The following is a 20,781-nucleotide window of genomic DNA, read 5'->3' as shown; positions in this document are numbered from 1 at the left end:
AAACTGAACGCGGCCGTTAGGCCGCATGACACGATGCTAACCGCAAGGAATCGGTCCTTGCATTAAGAGGAATGAATGGCGAGTAACAACGTAGCCCAATTTGCCGCGGAACTGAAAATGCCTGCAGGCGTGCTGCTCGAGCAGCTGCAGGCGGCGGGCGTCACAAAAGCGAGCGAAGACGACAACCTGTCCGAGGCGGACAAGGCGCGTCTGCTCGATCACTTGCGCAAGTCTCACGGCTCGACTGATGCGGACAAGCGCAAGATCACGCTGACGAAACGGCATACGTCGGAAATCAAGCAATCCGATGCGACGGGCAAAGCTCGCACCATTCAGGTCGAGGTGCGGAAGAAGCGCACTTTCGTCCGCCGCGACGAAACCTCCGCCGAAGGCGGAGATGCATCGAATCATGTGGCCGAAGGCGTCGAGGTCGACGATCTCGAACTTCAGCGTCGTGAAGAGGAAGCTCGTCACGAAGCCGAACTGCTCGAAAAGCAGGCTCAGGAGCTGAAGGCGCGTCAGGAACAGCTCGAACGCGAAGAAGCCGAGCGTCAGGCGCGCGAGCAGGCTGCTGAAGCCGAGCGCCGTCGCGCGGAAGAAGAAGCCGCGAAGAAGCGCGCAGCGGCTGCGGCCGAGGCGGCAGCCCGCGATAAAGCCCAGCAGGCGGCGCCCGTTGCGCAGCCGGTGGCCGCCAAGGCCGAGCCGGTGGCGGCGAAGGCAGCCGAGCCGGTAGTCGCCAAGGAAAGCGAGCAGGACGACGAACGCGCTGCGGCGGAACGTGCCGCGCAACGCGAAGCCGCGAAGAAGGCGGAAGACGCAGCGCGTCAGGCTGCCGAGAAAGCGCGCGCCGAGCAGGAACAAATCGCGAAGCGCCGTGCTGCGGCGGAAGCCGAAGCTCGCGCCATCCGCGAAATGATGAACACGCCGCGCAAGGCGCAGGTCAAGGCGCCGGAACCGGCACCGAAGCCCGCCGAGCCGGCCAAGGCCGCGGAAGCCAAGGGCACGCTGCACAAGCCGGCGCGTCCGGCAGGTGAAGCACCGGCGCGTCCGGCTGCCAAGAAGCCGGCTGCTGCGGCTCCGGCAGCTACGACCGCACCGTCCGCTGGCGACAAGAAGAAGCCGGGCGGCGGCAAGGGCGGCTGGCAGGACGACGCAGCGAAGCGCCGCGGTATCAAGACGCGTGGCGATTCGAGCGGCGGTGTCGATCGCGGCTGGCGCGGTGGCCCGAAGGGTCGCGGCAAGCATCAGGATCAGAACACCACGTTCCAGGCGCCGACTGAACCGATCGTGCGTGAAGTGCACGTGCCGGAAACCATCACGGTCGCCGATCTGGCGCACAAGATGGCGGTGAAGGCGTCGGAAGTCATCAAGTCGATGATGAAGCTCGGCCAGATGGTCACGATCAACCAGATGCTGGACCAGGAAACGGCGATGATCATCGTCGAGGAACTGGGCCACCACGCGGTTGCGGCCAAGCTGGACGATCCGGAAGCGATGCTGGTCGAAGGCGAAGTGTCGGATGCGGAAGCACTGCCGCGTCCGCCGGTCGTCACGGTCATGGGTCACGTCGACCACGGCAAGACGTCGCTGCTCGACTACATCCGCCGCGCGAAGGTTGCAGCGGGCGAAGCGGGCGGCATTACGCAGCACATCGGCGCTTACCACGTCGAAACGCCGCGTGGCGTGATCACGTTCCTCGACACGCCGGGTCACGAAGCCTTTACGGCTATGCGTGCCCGCGGTGCGAAGGCAACCGACATCGTGATTCTGGTGGTCGCAGCCGACGACGGCGTGATGCCGCAGACGAAGGAAGCGATCGCCCACGCGAAGGCAGGCGGCGTGCCGCTCGTCGTCGCGATCAACAAGATCGACAAGCCGGACGCAAATCCGGAGCGCGTGAAGCAGGAGCTCGTCGCGGAAGGCGTCGTGCCGGAAGAATACGGTGGCGATTCGCCGTTCGTGTCGGTCTCGGCGAAAACCGGCGCGGGCATCGACGATCTGCTCGAAAACGTGCTGCTGCAAGCCGAAGTGCTGGAACTGAAGGCGCCGGTCGAAGCGCCGGCCAAGGGTCTCGTCATCGAAGCGAAGCTCGACAAGGGGAAGGGTCCGGTTGCAACGATTCTGGTCCAGTCGGGTACGCTGAACCGCGGCGACGTGGTGCTTGCAGGTAGCGCTTACGGTCGCGTGCGAGCCATGCTCGACGAAACCGGCAAGCCGACCAAGTCGGCCGGTCCGTCGATCCCGGTCGAAATTCAGGGTCTGTCGGAAGTCCCGCAAGCAGGCGAAGAAGTCATCGTCATGCCGGACGACCGCAAGGCGCGTGAAGTCGCGCTGTTCCGTCAAGGCAAGTTCCGCGACGTCAAGCTGGCCAAGCAACAGGCCGCGAAGCTCGAGAACATGCTGGAACAGATGGGCGAAGGCGAAGTGCAATACATGCCGCTTATCGTCAAGGCCGACGTGCAGGGTTCGCAGGAAGCCTTGGTGCAGTCGCTGCTCAAGCTGTCGACCGACGAAGTGCGCGTGCAGATCGTGCACGGCGCCGTGGGCGGCATCAGCGAGTCCGACGTCAACCTGGCAACGGCTTCGAAGGCGGTCATCATCGGCTTCAACACCCGTGCGGATGCGCAGGCTCGCAAGCTGGCGGAGTCCAACGGCGTCGATATTCGCTACTACAACATCATCTATGACGCAGTGGATGACGTGAAGGCCGCGATGTCGGGCATGCTGGCACCGGAGAAGCGCGAAGTCGTGACGGGTACGGTCGAAGTGCGTCAGGTCTTCAAGGTACCGAAGATCGGCGCGGTGGCCGGCTGTATGGTCACGGACGGTTTCGTCAAGCGCTCGTCGTCGGTGCGCGTGCTGCGCAACAACGTCGTCATCTTCACGGGCGAGCTCGATTCGCTCAAGCGCTTCAAGGACGATGTGAAGGAAGTCCGTCAGGGCTTCGAGTGCGGTATGTCGATCAAGAACTTCAACGATATCGTCGAAGGCGATCAGTTCGAAGTCTTCGAGGTCACCGAAGTCGCGCGTTCGCTGTAATTCACGCGGCACGGCTCTACGGGCGGAGCGGGCTTCAACGCCCGCTCCGCCCGTTGTTTTTGGGCCCACGGTTTCGCGCCCGCGAGCAGGTCCGCAGTCATGTTTTGTCTGGGCAAGCGAGCCGTCGCATGCCGCCCCAAAAAATCCATGATCGCGCGAACAACTTTTTTGCATCCGTCACCACGGATCACACAACACCATGCCTAAAAAACGTTCTTCTCCCAATCGCAACGTGCAGATTGCCGATCAGATCCAGCGCGATCTGTCCGAGTTGCTGCGCGAGGTCAAGGATCCGCGCATCGGCATCGTCACGATTCAGAGCGTCGAACTGACGCCGGATTACGCGCACGCGAAAGTCTATTTCACGACGCTGACCGGCGACCCGCAACAGACGCTCGAAGCGCTCACGCACGCGGCCGGCCATCTGCACAATCAACTGTTCAAGCGGCTGCATATCCACACCGTGCCGACGCTGCATTTCCATTACGACAAGACGATCGAGCGCGCCGTCGAGATGTCGCGTCTGATCGACGAGGCAAATGCCAATCGCGCGAAAGAAGACTGAGCGCACGTTGAGCCACGGCGCTCGTTGCCATGCCTGAGCGTCGAAGCGCTCAGCGCCGTATCCGTATTCACTGAAGTCTGCCTTTTTGATATGACCACACCCCAACGCCCCCGCGTGCCGCGTCGCATGCTCGACGGCGTCCTCCTGCTCGACAAGCCGCTCGGCCTGTCGAGCAACGATGCGCTGATTCGCGCGAAGCGTCTCTATCTGGCGAAAAAGGCCGGCCACACCGGCACGCTCGACCCGCTCGCGACCGGTTTGCTGCCGCTGTGTTTCGGCGAGGCCACCAAGTTTTCGCAGGATCTGCTCGAAGCCGACAAGACCTACGAGGCCACCATGCGCCTCGGCATTCGCACGACCACCGGCGACGCCGAGGGCGAAGCAATCGACACGCGTGACGTGACGTGCGATGAAGCGGCGGTGCGGGCGGCTTTGCCGACTTTCCTCGGCGAGATCGTCCAGGTTCCGCCGATGTATTCCGCGCTCAAGCGCGACGGCAAGCCGTTGTATGAATACGCACGAGCCGGTCAGACGGTCGAGCGGGAAGGGCGTCAGGTGACGATTCACGCATTGGAGTTGCTCGCGTGCGCGCTGCCGGACGTGACGTTTCGCGTGACGTGCAGCAAGGGCACGTACGTGCGCACGCTGGCAGAGGATATCGGCGAGGCGCTGGGTTGCGGCGCGCATCTGGTTGCGCTGCGGCGCACGGGTGTCGGCGCATTGACGCTGGCGAATTCGGTGACGCTCGACGCGCTGTCCGACGCGAGCGGGAGCGAGCGCGACTCGTGGCTGCAACCGGTGGACGCGTTGCTGTCGACGTTCCCGCTCGTGCGTCTGAACGAAGACGAGACGCGCCGCTTTCTGCACGGCCAGCGCCTGAAGCTTTCCGAGCTGACCATTACCGGCGAGGCCTTGAACGCGCCACGCGTGCGCGTGTATGCCGGGCAAGGCCGCCTGTTGGGCGTCGCCAAGCAGGGCGAGGGGGTGCTGGCGCCTGAACGGCTGGTGGTGACCACCGAAAGCTAGCGTGCTCGACGGGCACTCCGTCGCTGTGAGCTAACTAACGGCACGCAGACGCCGCTGCTCCAAAGAAAAAGGCGGGACCGCTATCGAGCGGTCCCGCCTTTTTTCATCTCGCCTGCTTCGTCGAACGGAAGCTCAGCCTCAGTGCGCCGCGGCCGCCGCCGCGCCCGCATCGCCACCGGCGCGTTCCGGTCGCGTAATCCAGATCAGCGCGATCAGCGCGACGAAAATCCCGGCGGAAACGAAGAACAGATCGTTCACGCCCAATTGCGCGGCCTGCTGGGTGGCCATCGAGTTGAACAGTCCGTACGCCTGCGGTTGACTGAAGCCCGCCGCGCCCATCTGCCGGATCGACTGGTCGAACACCGGGTTGTACGCATTCGCCTGCTCCGTCAGTTGCGCGTGATGCATGATCGTGCGGTGATCCCACGCGGTCTGGAAGATCGACGTGCCGATACCGCCGCACATGATCCGCACGAAATTCGACAAGCCCGACGCCGCCGGAATCCGGTTACCCGGCAAGCCCGACAGCGTGATCGACACGAGCGGAATGAAGAAGCCGGCCATGCCGATCCCCTGAATCAACGTGGGCAGCAGCAGCGAGTAAGTATCGACGCCGGTCGTATAACGTGAGCGCATCCAGAAGCACAACGCGAACACGAGGAACGACAGCGTCGCGATATAGCGCGGATCGGTGCGCGGCAAAATCTTGCCCGTGATCGGCGACAGCAGCACCGCGAACAGGCCGACCGGCGCCATCACCAGCCCGGCTTCGGTTGCGGTGTAGCCGATATCGGTCTGCAGCCACAACGGCAGCAACACGAGATTGCCGAAGTAGAGCCCATAGCCGATCGACAGCGCGATCGTGCCTCCCGTGAAATTGCGCCGCCCGAACAGAGAGAGATCCACCACCGGATGCTCGGCCGTCAATTCCCACACGATGAAGAACGCGAGCGCGATCACCGCGACGAGCGCCAGCACGACGATGGTCGTGGACGAGAACCAGTCGAGGTCCTTACCCTTGTCGAGCATCACCTGCAGCGAGCCGACCCAGACGATCAGCAGGCCGAGGCCGACGCCGTCGATCGGCGCTTTTCTGATTGTCGAATCGCGGTTGCGGAAGATCATCCACGTCGCCACCGCGGCGACGATGCCGACCGGAATGTTGACGTAGAAGATCCACGGCCATGAGATGTTGTCGGAAATCCAGCCGCCGAGAATCGGACCGGCCACCGGCGCGATCAGCGTGGTCATCGCCCACATCGATAAGGCCATCGGCGCCTTCGCGCGCGGATAACTGGCGAGCAGCAGCGTTTGCGACAGCGGGATCATCGGGCCGGCCACCGCGCCTTGCAGCACGCGCGAAGCCAACAGGAACGGCAGCGTCGGCGCGAGGCCGCACAGCCACGACGAGATCACGAATAGCACGATCGACGCCATGAACAGGCGCACCTGGCCGATGCGGTCGGTGAGCCAGCCGGTCAGCGGCACGGAGATCGCGTTCGCGACCGCGAACGAGGTGATCACCCACGTGCCCTGGTCGGCCGACACGCCGAGGTCGCCGGAAATCGACGGGATCGAGACGTTCGCGATCGACGTGTCGAGCACGTTCATGAAGACGGCGAGCGACACCGCGATGGTGCCGATCACCAGTTGCGCGCCCTCGAGCGGCGGATGAGGGACTTGCGCCTGAGCCTGAGCCATTAAAGAAGCCTTCTTTGAATCGTCACGCGGCGAGAATCAGCTCTTCGCGGCGGGCGCGGCCTTGGCCGGGCCGGCTTGCGTCGACTTCTGCGCACCGCCGTTCGGGCCGGCGTTTTCCGCGATGATGCGGGCGATTTCCGCGTCGGCTTCGTCGCCGTATTTATCGAAGACGTTGGTTTGGTAGGCCGTGTTCGGCGCCTGGCCGAGCTGGGCGCCGGAGTCATCCTTGATGTTCACGTCGGCTTGCATCGACAGGCCGATGCGCAGCGGATGCTTGTCGAGCTCCTGCGGGTCGAGTGCGATCCGCACCGGCAGACGCTGCACCACCTTGATCCAGTTGCCGGTCGCGTTTTGCGCGGGCAGCAGCGAGAACGCCGAACCCGTGCCCGCCGAGAAGCCGACCACCTTGCCGTGATACGGCACCGACGAACCGTACACGTCGGCCGTCAATTCCACCGGCTGGCCGATATGCATATGCTTGAGTTGCACTTCCTTGAAATTCGCATCGACCCACACGTCGTGCAGCGGCACGATCGCCATCAACGGAGTGCCCGGCGAGACGCGCTGGCCGACCTGCACCGAGCGCTTGGCGACGTAGCCGGTCACGGGCGCGGGCAGCACGTTACGCGCGTGGTTCAGGTACGCGTCGCGCACCTTCGCGGCGGCGGCCTTCACGTTCGGGTGGTCGGCGATCGTCGTGTTGGCGGTCAGCGCGCGGTTCGACGCCAGTTGTTGCTGGGCGGCGTCGACGGCGGCCTGCGCGCTCTTCACCGCGTCGCGGGCGTGCGAGATTTCTTCCTGTGACACCGCGCCGGTTTGCGCGACCGTCAGGCGGCGCTTCAGGTCGTCCTGAGCGCGCGAAAGATCGGCCTGGCGCAACGCGACTTGCGCCTGGTATTGATTGTCGTCGGCGAATAGGCCGCGCACCTGGCGCACCGTCTGCGCGAGATTCGCTTCGGCCTGCTCCAGCGCGACGCGCGCGTCGGCCGGATCGAGCACGACGAGCGGATCGCCCGCCTTGACCACCTGGGTGTCGTCCGCGTTTACCGCGATCACAGTGCCCGTGACCTGCGGCGTGATCTGCACGACGTTGCCGCTCACGTAGGCGTCGTCAGTGTCTTCATGGAAGCGCGCGACGAGGAAGTAGTACAGGCCATAAGCGACCGCGGCGATCAGGATCACGATGACGAGCAGCGTCATCATGCGCTTGCGTTTGCCGTTGTTCGCCGATTGTGCCGGGGGGGCGGGCTGCTGGGGGGTGCTCATTTGATGTGCTCCGGGTTTTCTTTAGCGTCGTCGTTTATTCGGGTGCGCGCGCTCGCGCGGGTTTTCGGCTGGCTGCGGCTGCGTTGCGTTCGATCATTGCGCGGCGGCGGTCGCGGTGGCGGCCGGTGCCGGAGCATCGGTCGGTACGACGAGGCCGGTTTGCGTCGCGTCGAAACCGCCGCCGAGCGCCTTGATGAGGCCGATCTGCATATCGCGGCGGCGCATCTTCAGACCCGCCACGGTCTGTTCGGCGGCGAGCAGGTTCTGGTCGGCGGTCAGCACCTGCAACTGCGGCGAGAGGCCGGCCTTGTAGCGAATGACCGCCAGCTGATACGCCTTGGTCGACGCGTCGAGCGCGCGCTGTGCGTCGCCTTCCTGCTGATCGATCGAACGGATCGACGACACCTGCGTCGCAACCTGCTGGAGCGCATTGATGAGCGTCTGGTTGTAGCTCGCCACGTTGAGCTCGAAGTCGGCATAACGGCCCTTCAATTGCGAGCGCAGCGCGCCGGCGTCGAAGATCGGCAGATGGATCGCGGGGCCGAACTGGATCTGACGGCTCGACGCGGTCAGGAAGCGGCCCCAGCCGAACGCGTCGAAACCGAAGCCGGCCGCGAGGTTGACGTCCGGGAAGAACTCGGCTTTCGCTTCCTTCACGTCGTGCATCGCGGCTTCGACTTGCCAGCGCGCGGCGACGATATCCGCGCGGCGCGCGACGAGGTCGGCCGGGATGTTGTTCGGCAGCGCCACCGTGTTGCCGGCCGACAGCGTCGGCTGGGCGATTTGCAGCCCACGGTCCGGGCCCTTGCCGAGCAGCGCGCCCAACTGGTAGCGCACGACGGTGATCTGGCCGTCGAGGTCGGTCAGGTTCGACTGGCTGGTCGCGATGTTGCCCGTCGCGGTCTGCCGCTCGACGTTGGTGTCGAGGCCGGCCACCACGCGGCCGTCGGTAATGCGGCCGATGTCCTTGCGGTTGGCGATTTCGCGCGCGGCGATTTCGCGGAACGCGTACAGCTGCGCGAGCTGGTTGTACGTGCTCGCGACGGAGGCGGCGAGCGTCACGCGCGCCTGCTGCATGTCGGCCTGAGCGGCCCTTTCCTGCGACACGGCCTGGCCGAGGCGCTGACGGTTCTTGCCCCACAGGTCGAGATCCCACGACGCGCTCGCGAGCACGTTGTTCTCGCTATACCAGGTGCCGCCATACGGAGGCGGGTAGAGCGAGTTGGCGGAGAAGATCTCGCGCGTCCACGAATAGCTGGCGTTGACCTTGGGGAAAAGCGCCGAGCGCGAGGTCTCGATATACGACGATGCCTTGGCCAGACGCGCCTGCGCCTGCGCGATAGACGGACTGCCGTCGAGCGCTTCCGCGATCAGCTTGGGCAACTGCGGGTCGCCGAACTGGTTGGCCCAGTCGAGCGACGGCCATTGACCACCTTCGCCGGGCAGGCTCTGCGCGGACTCGTACTGCGTCGGCGACGAGATCTGCTTGTCGCTCTTCACACCGAAGTAGTTCGCGCACCCCGTGAGGGCGAGCGCCGTCACCGCGACGGTGACGGCGGCCCGGCTAGAAAGCGCGGGCGCGGACAGGGAAAGGGATTTCATCGCTCGACTCTTTGAGTGGAATGTAATGATGGACGCTGCAAGCAATTTCTTACGATTTACTGTCAAGATTGCTTGCTGCATCACGGGTCAGTCCCGTCTGTTCACCGGAATTGACGAGCACACGGCGTAGCATGCTCTTGAGAAAGCCCACTTCTTCGGCGGTGAAGCCGCCCAGCAGGCTGTCCAGCACGCCGGTGAAAATCGCCGGCATTCTGGCTGCGATCGCATGACCTTCCGGCGTCAGCGCGAGGCGCACGACCCGGCGGTCTTCGTTGCTGCGCACGCGGGTGAGCAGGCCGCGCTTCTCCAGCCGGTCGATGAGCCGCGTGACGGCGCTCGCGTCGATACCGTATTCACGGGCCAGTTCGGCGGCCAGCAGGCATTTCCCGCTGGCGACCATGAACAGGATGCTGCCCTGCTGGCTGGTGATGCCCAACTCGGCCATGCTCCGCTGCGTAACCAGGTTCGACATCGTCGATTTCACCCGCGACAGCAGATAGCCGACGCTTTCGCCTAGCTGATATTCGCTGAGGTCCGGCGTGGGGGTGGGGGACGGCTCCGTCATGATTCTCGTGCGAATGCAATGGTTGACTAGGCAGGATTATAGAATGTGGTTGATTGACGCGGCAAGCGTTATTGCAGCTTAGGCAAGGATCTTTCCGCGCCCAAGCCCTAATAGACCGCGCTTTTACGTAGGTTTGTACCGACGGAGTCGCGCAGCATTCCTACTTGCCGTTGCCTGGAAGACGGCCGCGCTATCAGGGAATACCAGAAAGCTTCACTGTGGCGTGCTACAATATTGGGTTCCCAAAAGTGCGCTTTGGGCTTGTCGTGGTTGGTACCAGTAACGTAACCGGCATAAGCAAGCGGTAAGCAAGCGGCGCACTCCAACTGTCTCCAGGTTTCCTATGACCCGCGCCCTACGCAACATCGCAATCATTGCTCACGTCGACCACGGCAAGACCACGCTCGTCGACCAGCTCCTCCGTCAGACCGCCACGTTCCGCGACAACCAGCAAATCGCCGAGCGCGTGATGGACTCGAACGACATCGAAAAGGAACGCGGCATCACGATCCTTTCGAAGAACTGCGCGGTCGAGTACGAAGGCACGCACATCAACATCGTCGACACCCCGGGCCACGCCGACTTCGGTGGTGAAGTGGAGCGCGTGCTGTCGATGGTCGACTCGGTGCTGCTGCTGGTCGACGCCGTCGAAGGCCCGATGCCGCAAACGCGCTTCGTGACCAAGAAGGCACTGGCGCTCGGCCTGAAGCCGATCGTCGTGATCAACAAGGTGGATCGTCCGGGCGCGCGGATCGACTGGGTGATCAACCAGACCTTCGACCTGTTCGACAAGCTCGGCGCAACCGACGAACAGCTCGACTTCCCGATCGTCTACGCGTCGGGCCTGAACGGTTACGCCGGGCTGACCCCGGACGTGCGCGAAGGCGATATGCGTCCGCTGTTCGAAGCCGTGCTGCAACACGTGCCGGTGCGCCCGGCCGATCCGGATGCGCCGCTGCAACTGCAGATCACGTCGCTGGATTACTCGTCGTACGTCGGTCGTATCGGCGTGGGCCGCATCACGCGTGGCCGCATCAAGCCGGGCATGGCCGTCGCCGTGCGTTCGGGTCCGGACGGCGCGATCCTGAATCGCAAGATCAACCAGGTGCTGTCGTTCAAGGGCCTCGAGCGCGTGCAGGTCGACTCGGCTGAAGCCGGCGACATCGTGCTGATCAACGGTATCGAGGAAATCGGTATCGGCGTGACCATCTGCGCACCGGAACAGCCGGACGCGCTGCCGATGATCACCGTCGACGAACCCACGCTGACGATGAACTTCCTCGTCAATTCGTCGCCGCTGGCCGGCCGCGAAGGCAAGTTCGTCACGAGCCGTCAGATTCGCGACCGCCTGATGAAGGAACTGAACCACAACGTCGCGCTGCGCGTGAAAGAAACCGGCGACGAAACCACTTTCGAAGTGGCGGGCCGCGGCGAGCTGCACCTGACCATTCTGGTGGAAAACATGCGCCGCGAAGGCTACGAGCTGGCCGTGTCGCGTCCGCGCGTGGTGATGCAGGAAATCGACGGCGTGAAGCACGAGCCGTACGAAAACCTGACCGTCGACATGGAAGACGGCCACCAGGGTGGCGTGATGGAAGAGCTGGGCCGCCGCAAGGGCGAAATGCTCGACATGGCGTCGGACGGCCGTGGCCGTACGCGTCTCGAGTACCGTATTTCGGCGCGTGGCCTGATCGGCTTCCAGTCGGAATTCCTGACGCTCACGCGCGGCACGGGCTTGATGAGCCACACGTTCGACTCGTATCAGCCCGTCAAGGAAGGCGCGGTGGGCGAGCGTCGCAACGGCGTGCTGATCTCGCAGGACGACGGCGCGGCAGTCGCGTACGCACTGTGGAAGCTGCAGGATCGCGGCCGTATGTTCGTGTCGCCGGGCGAGCCGCTGTACGAAGGCATGATCATCGGCATTCATAGCCGTGACAACGACCTGGTCGTGAACCCGATCAAGGGCAAGCAGCTGACCAACGTGCGTTCGTCGGGCACCGACGAAGCGGTGCGCCTCGTCCCGCCGATCCAGATGTCGCTGGAATACGCAGTCGAGTTCATCGACGACGACGAGCTGGTCGAAGTCACGCCGCAATCGATCCGTCTGCGCAAGCGCTACCTGAAAGAACACGAGCGCCGTAGCGCAAGCCGTAAGGGCGCGGTGGACTAAGCAGGCCTTGGCTGAACTGGTTCGCGACCATTCGCTCCCGGTATGTTGTAGACAGAAGCCACCTTCGGGTGGCTTTTGTCATTTCCGGCTCACGAGACAGCGTTGAACCGCGGTTGTCGAGTCACGCCGTTTATTCGTCCCCGTTTTCGCATGAGACTGTTGCGCGTTGCGGAATGAGCGCTGCGGCGAGTCGCGAAAGCCCGTCGTGACAGGCTCGAGCGGCAATCCGTCTGCTATCTGCGATATCCGTTCTGTGATATGCTCCCCGGGTGCAAAGTTTTAGGTCCTTCCAAGCAAGACTTGATTCGCGCAATCCGCTAAACGGTCAGGCCGTGTCGCGGAAGGTTCTGTAACCCGCTATTTCTCGAGAAACTCGAAGAAAGGTGAGCGTAAAAATGATGAAGCAATTCCAGTCGAACTCTTATCTGTTCGGCGGCAATGCTCCGTACGTAGAAGAAATGTACGAAGCGTATCTCGATAATCCGGCGTCAGTGCCCGAGAACTGGCGCAGCTATTTCGACGCGTTGCAGAACGTTCCTGCATCGGACGGCACCAATGCCAACGACGTGGCCCACGGCCCGATCGTCGAATCGTTTGCTCAACGGGCCAAGGCTAATGCCTTCATCCCGCGCACGGCTGCCGGCGGCGAAGACCTCGCAACCGCGCGCAAGCAGGTTTATGTGCAGTCCCTCATCGGCGCATATCGCTTCCTCGGCTCGCAATGGGCCAATCTCGATCCTCTGAAGCGCCGCGAACGTCCCGCTATTCCCGAACTTGAACCCGCGTTCTACGACTTCACCGAAGCCGACATGGACCAGGAGTTCAGCGCAACGAATCTGTATTTCGGGTTCGAGCGCGCGTCGCTGCGCGAGATCGTCAAGGCACTGCGTGACACGTACTGCGGCACGATCGGCGCCGAGTACATGTACATCAGCGATCCGGAACAGAAGCGCTGGTGGAAGGAGAAGCTCGAGTCGATCCGTTCGACGCCGAACTTCACCAAAGAGAAGAAGAAGCACATCCTGAATCGCCTGACGGCCGCTGAAGGCCTCGAGCGCTTCCTGCATACCAAGTACGTCGGCCAGAAACGCTTCTCGCTCGAAGGCGGCGAGAGCTTCATCGCGTCGATGGACGAAGTCGTGCGTCACGGCGGCGCCAATGGCGTTCAGGAAATCGTCATCGGCATGGCCCACCGTGGCCGTCTGAACGTGCTCGTCAATACGCTCGGCAAGATGCCGGCTGACCTGTTCGCCGAATTCGAAGGCAAGCACGTCGACGACCTGCCGGCCGGCGACGTGAAGTACCACAAGGGTTTCTCGTCGGACGTCTCGACCGAAGGCGGCCCGGTTCACCTGTCGCTCGCGTTCAACCCGTCGCACCTCGAAATCGTCAACCCGGTGGTCGAAGGTTCGGCGAAGGCCCGTATGGATCGTCGCGGCGACGACAGCGGCCTGCAAGTGCTGCCGGTGCAGATCCACGGCGACGCGGCCTTCGCGGGCCAGGGCGTCGTGATGGAAACGCTGAACCTCGCGCAAACGCGCGGTTACGGCACGCACGGCACGCTGCACATCGTCATCAACAACCAGATCGGTTTTACGACGTCGGACCCGCGCGATTCGCGCTCCACGTTGTACTGCTCGGACGTCGTCAAGATGATCGAAGCGCCGGTGCTGCACGTGAACGGTGACGATCCCGAAGCGGTCGTTCTGGCGACGCAACTGGCTATCGACTTCCGGATGCAGTTCCACAAGGACGTCGTCGTCGACATCGTCTGCTTCCGCAAGCTGGGTCACAACGAGCAGGACACGCCGGCTGTCACGCAGCCGCTGATGTACAAGACGATTGCGAAGCACCCGGGCACGCGCGCGCTGTACGCTGAAAAGCTGGTGCAACAAGGCGTGATCACCGCGGAAGAAGGCGACGAATTCGTCAAGGCCTACCGCAAGGCAATGGACGAAGGCCATCACACGGTCGACCCGGTGCTCTCGAACTACAAGAGCAAGTACGCGGTGGACTGGGTGCCGTTCCTGAACCGCAAGTGGACCGACGCAGCCGACACGGCCGTGCCGCTCGCCGAACTGAAGCGCCTCGCTGAGCGCGTCACCGCGGTCCCGGAAAACTTCAAAGTTCACCCGCTGGTTGAGCGCGTCCTCAACGACCGTCGCGCGATGGGCCGCGGCGAAGCGAAGCTCGACTGGGGCATGGGCGAACACCTGGCATTCGCGTCGCTGGTCGCATCGGGCTATGCAGTGCGCCTGACCGGTCAGGACTCGGGCCGCGGCACGTTCACGCACCGTCACGCGGTGCTGCACGATCAGAACCGCGAACGCTGGAACGACGGCACGTACGTGCCGCTGCAGAACATCGCCGAAGGTCAGGCGAAGTTCACGGTGATCGACTCGGTGCTGTCGGAAGAAGCGGTGCTGGGCTTCGAATACGGTTACTCGACCGCTGAACCGAATACGTTCGTTGCATGGGAAGCGCAATTCGGCGACTTCGTGAACGGCGCGCAAGTCGTGATCGACCAGTTCATCTCGTCGGGCGAAGTGAAGTGGGGCCGCGTGTCGGGTCTCACGATGCTGCTGCCGCACGGCTACGAAGGTCAAGGTCCGGAGCACTCGTCGGCGCGTATCGAGCGTTTCCTGCAACTGTGCGCAGACCACAACATGCAGGTCGTTCAGCCGACTACGCCGGCGCAGATTTTCCACCTGTTGCGCCGTCAGATGATCCGCCTGTTCCGCAAGCCGCTGATCGTCGCGACGCCGAAGTCGCTGCTGCGTCACAAGGAAGCCGTGTCGGATCTGTCGGAACTGGCGAAGGGTTCGTTCCAGCCGGTGCTCGGCGAAACCGACGAAGCCATCGACGCGAAGAAGGTCAAGCGCGTAATCGTGTGCTCGGGCCGCGTGTACTATGACCTGCTCGCACATCGCCGCGAATCGAAGTCGAACGACGTCGCGATCGTCCGTATCGAACAGCTCTATCCGTTCGCGCATAAGCAGTTCGAAGCGGAAATCAAGAAGTACGACAACGCGACCGAAGTGGTGTGGGTGCAGGACGAGCCGCAGAATCAGGGCCCGTGGTTCTACATCGAGCACCACCTGAAGGAAGGCATGAAGGAAGGACAGAAGCTGGCATACAGCGGCCGTCCGGCTTCGGCCTCGCCGGCAGTCGGCTACTACGCGAAGCACTACGAGCAGCAGAAGGCGCTGGTCGAAGGCGCTTTCGGCCGCCTCAAGAGCGCGTCGATCGCTAAATAAGAGAACAGACGAACCGGGAAGGCGCGAGGCGCTTTCCCGCGCCGCGTTCAGCAACCTGATGATGGTGCGAGCGCGGCAGTCATGGTTCGCAGGCGGTCGTCGTTCACCGCGCCGTCACCCGATACGTATTCAGGATATTCATAATGGCTATTGTTGAAGTCAAGGTTCCCCAGCTTTCCGAGTCGGTCTCGGAAGCCACGATGCTGCAGTGGAAGAAGAAGCCGGGCGAGGCTGTCGCTCAGGACGAAATTCTCATCGAAATCGAGACCGACAAGGTCGTGCTCGAAGTGCCGGCACCCTCGGCCGGCGTGCTCGCGCAAGTCATCTCGAACGACGGCGACATCGTCGTCGCCGACCAGGTGATCGCGAAGATCGACACGGAAGGCAAGGCTGGCGCCGCTGCTGTCGAAGCTGAAGTGAAGCCGGCTCCGGTCGCCGCTGCGGCCGCTGCACCGGCACCGGCTGCTCAAGCCGCAGCCGCCACCGGTTCGAACACCGCTGCTTCGCCGGCTGCCGGCAAGCTGATGGCCGAAGCCGGTCTGTCGTCGGGCGACGTCGCCGGTACGGGCCGCGACGGCCGCATCACCAAGGGCGACGTGCTGAGCGCGGGTCAAGCTGCTCCTGCCGCCAAGGCCGCACCTGCACCGGCTGCCGCACCGAAGGCTGCGAACCCGTCGCTGCCGGACGTCAAGGCGCCGGCATCGGCCGACCAGTGGCTGAAGGACCGCCCGGAACAACGCGTGCCGATGTCGCGTCTGCGTGCACGTATCGCCGAGCGTCTGCTCGAGTCGCAGCAAACCAACGCCATCCTCACGACGTTCAACGAAGTGAACATGGCGCCGGTGATGGACCTGCGCAACAAGTACAAAGACAAGTTCGAGAAGGAACATGGCGTGAAGCTGGGCTTCATGTCGTTCTTCGTGAAGGCGGCGGTTCACGCGCTGAAGAAGTTCCCGCTGGTGAACGCGTCTATCGACGGTAACGACATCGTCTATCACGGCTACTTCGACATCGGTATCGCTGTCGGTTCGCCGCGTGGTCTGGTGGTGCCGATCCTGCGTAACGCGGATCAGCTGAGCCTCGCAGAAATCGAGAAGAAGATTGCCGAATTCGGCCAGAAGGCCAAGGACGGCAAGCTGTCGATCGAAGAAATGACCGGCGGTACGTTCTCGATCTCGAACGGTGGTGTGTTCGGTTCGATGCTGTCGACGCCGATCATCAACCCGCCGCAATCCGCGATTCTGGGCGTGCACGCGACGAAGGAACGCGCTGTGGTCGAAAACGGCCAGATCGTGATCCGTCCGATGAACTATCTGGCGCTGTCGTACGACCACCGTATCATCGACGGCCGCGAAGCGGTGCTGTCGCTGGTCGCGATGAAGGACGCGCTGGAAGATCCGGCTCGCCTGCTGCTCGACCTGTAATTGCCGTCAGGCTGGTGCCGGCTCGTCAGCGCTTGTCATTGCACAAACCGGCACCATCTGAGCAGTACGTCTTTCGCATTCCGCAGTACAGGAATCGCGCGCGCCACGAAACGTGGCCGCGCGCCGTTCCGTCATCAAAAGGATTGTCATGTCCAAAGAATTTGACGTCGTCGTGATCGGCGCAGGCCCTGGCGGTTATATCGCCGCCATCCGTGCAGCGCAGCTCGGCAAGACCGTCGCATGTATCGAGAAGTGGAAGAACCCGGCCGGCGCGTTGAAGCTCGGCGGCACGTGCCTGAACGTGGGTTGCATTCCGTCGAAGGCGCTGCTCGCGTCGTCGGAAGAATTTGAAAACGCGTCGCATCACCTCGCGGACCACGGCATCTCGGTGGAAAACGTCAAGGTCGATATCGCGAAGATGATGGCCCGCAAAGACGGCATCGTCGAAAAGATGACCAAGGGGATCGAATTCCTGTTCCGCAAGAACAAGATCACGTGGCTCAAGGGCCACGGCAAGTTCACTGGCAAGACGGACGCCGGCGTGCAGATCGAAGTGAGCGGTGAAGGCGAAACCGAAGTCGTCACGGCGAAGAACGTGATTATCGCCACGGGTTCGAAGGCGCGTCATTTGCCGAACATTCCGGTCGACAACAAGATCGTCGCCGACAACGAAGGCGCACTCGCTTTCGACACCGCACCGAAGAAGCTCGCCGTGATTGGCGCTGGCGTGATCGGTCTGGAACTGGGTTCGGTGTGGCGCCGTCTCGGCGCGGAAGTGACCGTGCTCGAAGCCCTGCCGGAATTCCTCGGCGCGGCTGACCAGGCGCTGTCGAAAGAAGCGGCCAAGCAGTTCAAGAAGCAGGGTCTCGACATCCAGGTCGGCGTGAAGGTCGGCGAAGTGACGACGACCGACAAGAGCGTGTCGATTGCCTACACGGACAAGGACGGCAACGCGAAGACGCTCGAAGCGGACCGCCTGATCGTGTCGATCGGCCGCGTGCCGAACACCGACAACCTCGGTCTCGAGGCGATCGGCCTGAAGGCCAACGAGCGCGGTTTCATCGACGTCGACGACCACTGCGCGACGGCCGTGCCGAACGTGTACGCGATCGGCGACGTGGTGCGTGGCCCGATGCTCGCGCACAAAGCTGAAGACGAAGGCGTGCTGGTCGCGGAAATTATCGACGGTCAGAAGCCGCACATCGACTACAACTGCATTCCGTGGGTGATCTACACCGAACCGGAAATCGCGTGGGTCGGCAAAACGGAACAGGAACTGAAGGCGGAAGGCCGCGAAGTCAAGACGGGCCAGTTCCCGTTCATGGCGAACGGCCGCGCACTCGGCATCAACAAGGCGGAAGGTTTCGTCAAGATGATCGCCGACGCGAAGACCGACGAACTGCTCGGCGTGCACATCATCTCGGCAAACGCTTCGGACCTGATCGCGGAAGCCGTGGTGGCGATGGAATTCAAGGCTGCGTCGGAAGACCTCGGCCGCATTTGCCATCCGCACCCGTCGCTGTCGGAAGTCATGCGCGAAGCGGCGCTGGCCGTCGACAAGCGCGCGCTGAACATGTAATCACGCGCACGCCTGACTGAACGTACTCTGGCATCACCACAAAGGCGGGCGGGTTCAATCCCTCCCGCCTTTCTTTTTGCAGCAACACCATGAACGTCACCGAATACTACGAAAAAGAACTGCAGACGCGCGGTTATCAATCGGACCCGGCGCAACGCGCGGCGGTCGACCGGCTGCAGCGGTGCTATGAAGAGTGGGTCGAATACAAATCGCGCCGCTCGAATGCGTTCAAGAAACTGATCAACCGTCCCGACCTGCCGCGCGGCGTGTACATGTGGGGCGGCGTAGGGCGCGGCAAGAGCTTCCTGATGGACAGCTTCTACATGATCGTGCCGGTGCAGCGTAAAACGCGGCTGCACTTTCACGAATTCATGCGCGAGGTGCATCGCGAGCTTGAAGAACTGAAGGGCACGGCCGATCCGCTCGACGAACTCGCGCGCCGGATCGCGAAGCGCTATCGCCTGATCTGTTTCGACGAGTTCCACGTGTCGGACATTGCCGACGCGATGATCCTGTACCGTCTGCTCGACAAGCTGTTCGAGAACGGCGTGCAGTTCGTGATGACGTCCAACTACGATCCGGACACGCTGTACCCGGATGGACTGCATCGCGATCGCATGCTGCCGGCCATCGAGCTCATCAAGGACAAGCTCGACGTGATCAATGTCGACGCGGGCATCGACTACCGGCAACGCACGCTGGCGCAGGTGGAGGTATATCACTCGCCGCTCGGTGCGACGGCCGACAAGGCATTACGCGACGCATTCGCGCGTCTCGCCGCCGTCCCCGATGAAAGTCCGATCCTGCACATCGAGAAGCGCGAGTTGAAGGCGCTGCGCCGCGCGGACGGCGTCGTGTGGTTCGACTTCGCGACGCTGTGCGGCGGTCCGCGCTCGCAGAACGATTACCTGGAACTCGCGAGCCGCTTTCACGCGGTGGTCCTGTCCGGCGTGCCGCAGATGTCGGCGCGCATGGCGTCGGAAGCGCGCCGCTTCACGTGGCTGATCGACGTGTTCTACGACCACAAGGTCAAGCTGCTGATGTCCGCGGCGGTGCCGCCCGAGCAGTTGTATGTCGATGGCCCGATGGCCAACGAATTCACGCGCACGGTATCGCGGATCGTCGAGATGCAATCGAAGGAGTATCTCGATACGCCGCGACGGATCGTTGATACGTCGCTGACCTGAACGGATGCCGGCCGATCGCCGCCGCTCGAAACGGCGCGGTCAAGTCAAATCGCTGGCTATCTATTTGCGATACATCAAATGCGCTTGCTGAATCGGCTCGGTTAAACGCCGTATTTTCAAGATTCAGATTGATCCGATGTTGCGCGCGCGGGCGATTAGCTATCTTTTGCCGTGGTTCTGACAAAGGAGAAGCCATGAATCCGCATCGCGATATCACTGACGAAGAATGGCAACGCGTCGCGCCGTTGCTGCCCGAGCTGCGTCCGCGCTCCGAACTGCGTGGGCGTCCGCTTGCCAATACGCGCTCGGTGCTCAACGGTGTGCTGTGGGTCATGTACAGCGGCGCGACCTGGTCGGCCATGCCGCGCAAATACCCGTCGTATCAGACGTGTCATCGCCGCTTCAAGGCATGGTACGAATCCGGTGTGCTCAAGCGCGTGACCGAGCAACTGCTCGGCACGGCGAGCGAAGAACTCTGTAGCCTGATGGAAGCGCGCATGCGTACGCACATGGGCGCGGAACAGAAGAGTGTGGTCGCGGAAGGTGTTCCAGCTGCCGTCCCGGTCACGCCACCGGCCGTGTACAACCCGGCGCTCGGCAAACCGCTGCCGTCGTCGCCGTTCGCGTACACGACGCCTTTCAAGCATGCTGCGTGACGGCTGCGATCTACCGGCTGCACACAATATAAACGGCCGCGCGATGGCGATCGCCGGCCGTTTCTTTTGCGCTTCTTTGGTGTTCCTTTCGGACTATTGCTGACGAACCCACGTCTGCGAGCGACCCAGCAGCGCCACGCCAATATAGCCGCGCACCACCAGTTTGCTGCCACCATCTTCCAGGTGCATCTTGCACTTGTAGAGCTTGCCGTTTTCCGGATCGAGGATCTGTCCGTGATCCCAGCCGTCGCCGTCCTTCTTCATGTCGCTGATGATGGTCATACCGAGAATCGGCTGATCCTTACGCGCGTCGGTGCAGGCCGTGCAGCGGCGGTCCGGTTGATCGTTCGCATTGAGTCCCTTGATCACCTTGCCGCTCAACTGACCGCTGCCATCGTCGGCGATCTGCACGAGCGCTTTGGGCTGACCGGTGTGATCGTCGATGGTTTTCCACGTGCCGACCGGCGAATCGGTCTGCGCCATCGCAGTCGCGGCACTGGCGAGCAGTACGCCGGCGAGAGCGGCATGTCGGGCTGTGCGAAGCGCGACGGCGCGAGCGCGTTGAGTGAATTGCGTCATTGTTTCCTCCTTGATGAAAGACGGCGCGATCATGGTCGCGCGGCGTTATGAGCATCTCGGGCGGTCGTCGGGCGACGCTCACCGTGATGCCTGGTGATGCGGGTCTTGTCTCTCAGGTCTGACTTCGACTCGGACGGTCGGCCATCAGCGGCCCGCACGCTTGTC

The 20,781-nt window shown here is 62.9% G+C and carries 13 protein-coding genes and 1 pseudogene; 9 read left to right on the top strand and 5 right to left on the bottom strand.

Going from position 1 to position 20,781, the window contains the following annotated elements:
* The first annotated feature begins 75 nt into the window (after positions 1-75).
* The 3 genes from infB (at position 76) to truB (ending at position 4,630) form a co-directional block, all read left to right on the top strand.
* Complete coding sequence (gene infB / locus BGI01S_RS08375) at positions 76-3,039, top strand: translation initiation factor IF-2 (protein WP_042324074.1); 2,964 nt, start codon at positions 76-78, stop codon at positions 3,037-3,039.
* Between the two features lie 199 nt (positions 3,040-3,238).
* Positions 3,239-3,604, top strand: coding sequence for a 30S ribosome-binding factor RbfA (gene rbfA / locus BGI01S_RS08370; protein ID WP_042324072.1), 366 nt, complete (start codon positions 3,239-3,241; stop codon positions 3,602-3,604).
* Positions 3,605-3,694: 90 nt separating this feature from the next.
* On the top strand, positions 3,695-4,630 hold the full coding sequence (gene truB, locus BGI01S_RS08365; protein WP_042324071.1) for a tRNA pseudouridine(55) synthase TruB: 936 nt from the start codon (positions 3,695-3,697) through the stop codon (positions 4,628-4,630).
* 138 nt (positions 4,631-4,768) lie between these two features.
* Here truB and BGI01S_RS08360 read toward each other — a convergent pair.
* The 4 genes and pseudogenes from BGI01S_RS08360 to BGI01S_RS08345 all read right to left on the bottom strand — a co-directional run.
* A pseudogene (locus BGI01S_RS08360) lies at positions 4,769-6,361 on the bottom strand (DHA2 family efflux MFS transporter permease subunit); the annotation flags it as partial.
* A gap of 6 nt (positions 6,362-6,367) precedes the next feature.
* Positions 6,368-7,597: an EmrA/EmrK family multidrug efflux transporter periplasmic adaptor subunit gene (locus BGI01S_RS08355; protein ID WP_042324066.1), complete on the bottom strand. Its 1,230-nt coding sequence runs from the start codon at positions 7,595-7,597 to the stop codon at positions 6,368-6,370.
* A gap of 93 nt (positions 7,598-7,690) precedes the next feature.
* Positions 7,691-9,199, bottom strand: a complete 1,509-nt coding sequence (locus BGI01S_RS08350; RefSeq protein ID WP_042324061.1) for an efflux transporter outer membrane subunit — start codon at positions 9,197-9,199, stop codon at positions 7,691-7,693.
* 49 nt (positions 9,200-9,248) lie between these two features.
* Entirely contained in the window at positions 9,249-9,764 is a 516-nt protein-coding gene (locus BGI01S_RS08345; RefSeq protein WP_042324059.1) for a MarR family winged helix-turn-helix transcriptional regulator, read from the bottom strand.
* A 343-nt stretch (positions 9,765-10,107) separates the two neighbouring features.
* Between BGI01S_RS08345 and typA the strand changes: the two genes are divergently transcribed.
* The 6 genes from typA (at position 10,108) to BGI01S_RS08315 (ending at position 20,037) form a co-directional block, all read left to right on the top strand.
* Complete coding sequence (typA, locus tag BGI01S_RS08340; protein ID WP_042324058.1) at positions 10,108-11,934, top strand: translational GTPase TypA; 1,827 nt, start codon at positions 10,108-10,110, stop codon at positions 11,932-11,934.
* Between the two features lie 395 nt (positions 11,935-12,329).
* Positions 12,330-15,191: a 2-oxoglutarate dehydrogenase E1 component gene (locus BGI01S_RS08335; RefSeq protein WP_042324056.1), complete on the top strand. Its 2,862-nt coding sequence runs from the start codon at positions 12,330-12,332 to the stop codon at positions 15,189-15,191.
* Positions 15,192-15,334: 143 nt separating this feature from the next.
* The gene (odhB, locus tag BGI01S_RS08330) at positions 15,335-16,615 is read left to right on the top strand and encodes a 2-oxoglutarate dehydrogenase complex dihydrolipoyllysine-residue succinyltransferase (RefSeq protein WP_042324054.1); all 1,281 of its coding nucleotides are present in this window, start codon (positions 15,335-15,337) and stop codon (positions 16,613-16,615) included.
* A gap of 148 nt (positions 16,616-16,763) precedes the next feature.
* Positions 16,764-18,194, top strand: coding sequence for a dihydrolipoyl dehydrogenase (gene lpdA / locus BGI01S_RS08325; RefSeq protein ID WP_042324051.1), 1,431 nt, complete (start codon positions 16,764-16,766; stop codon positions 18,192-18,194).
* An 89-nt stretch (positions 18,195-18,283) separates the two neighbouring features.
* Complete coding sequence (gene zapE / locus BGI01S_RS08320) at positions 18,284-19,381, top strand: cell division protein ZapE (RefSeq protein WP_042324050.1); 1,098 nt, start codon at positions 18,284-18,286, stop codon at positions 19,379-19,381.
* 194 nt (positions 19,382-19,575) lie between these two features.
* A complete protein-coding gene (locus tag BGI01S_RS08315) occupies positions 19,576-20,037 on the top strand; it encodes a transposase (RefSeq protein ID WP_042324048.1) in 462 nt (153 codons plus the stop codon).
* Between the two features lie 93 nt (positions 20,038-20,130).
* Here BGI01S_RS08315 and BGI01S_RS08310 read toward each other — a convergent pair whose 3' ends face one another.
* Positions 20,131-20,616 (bottom strand): DUF2147 domain-containing protein, encoded by a 486-nt coding sequence (locus BGI01S_RS08310; RefSeq protein WP_042324515.1) that lies wholly within the window; start codon positions 20,614-20,616, stop codon positions 20,131-20,133.
* Positions 20,617-20,781: the final 165 nt, after the last annotated feature.

This window comes from Paraburkholderia ginsengisoli NBRC 100965, from assembly GCF_000739735.1.
In the GTDB taxonomy this organism is placed as follows: domain Bacteria; phylum Pseudomonadota; class Gammaproteobacteria; order Burkholderiales; family Burkholderiaceae; genus Paraburkholderia; species Paraburkholderia ginsengisoli.
This window is presented reverse-complemented; position numbering and strand designations above follow the sequence as displayed.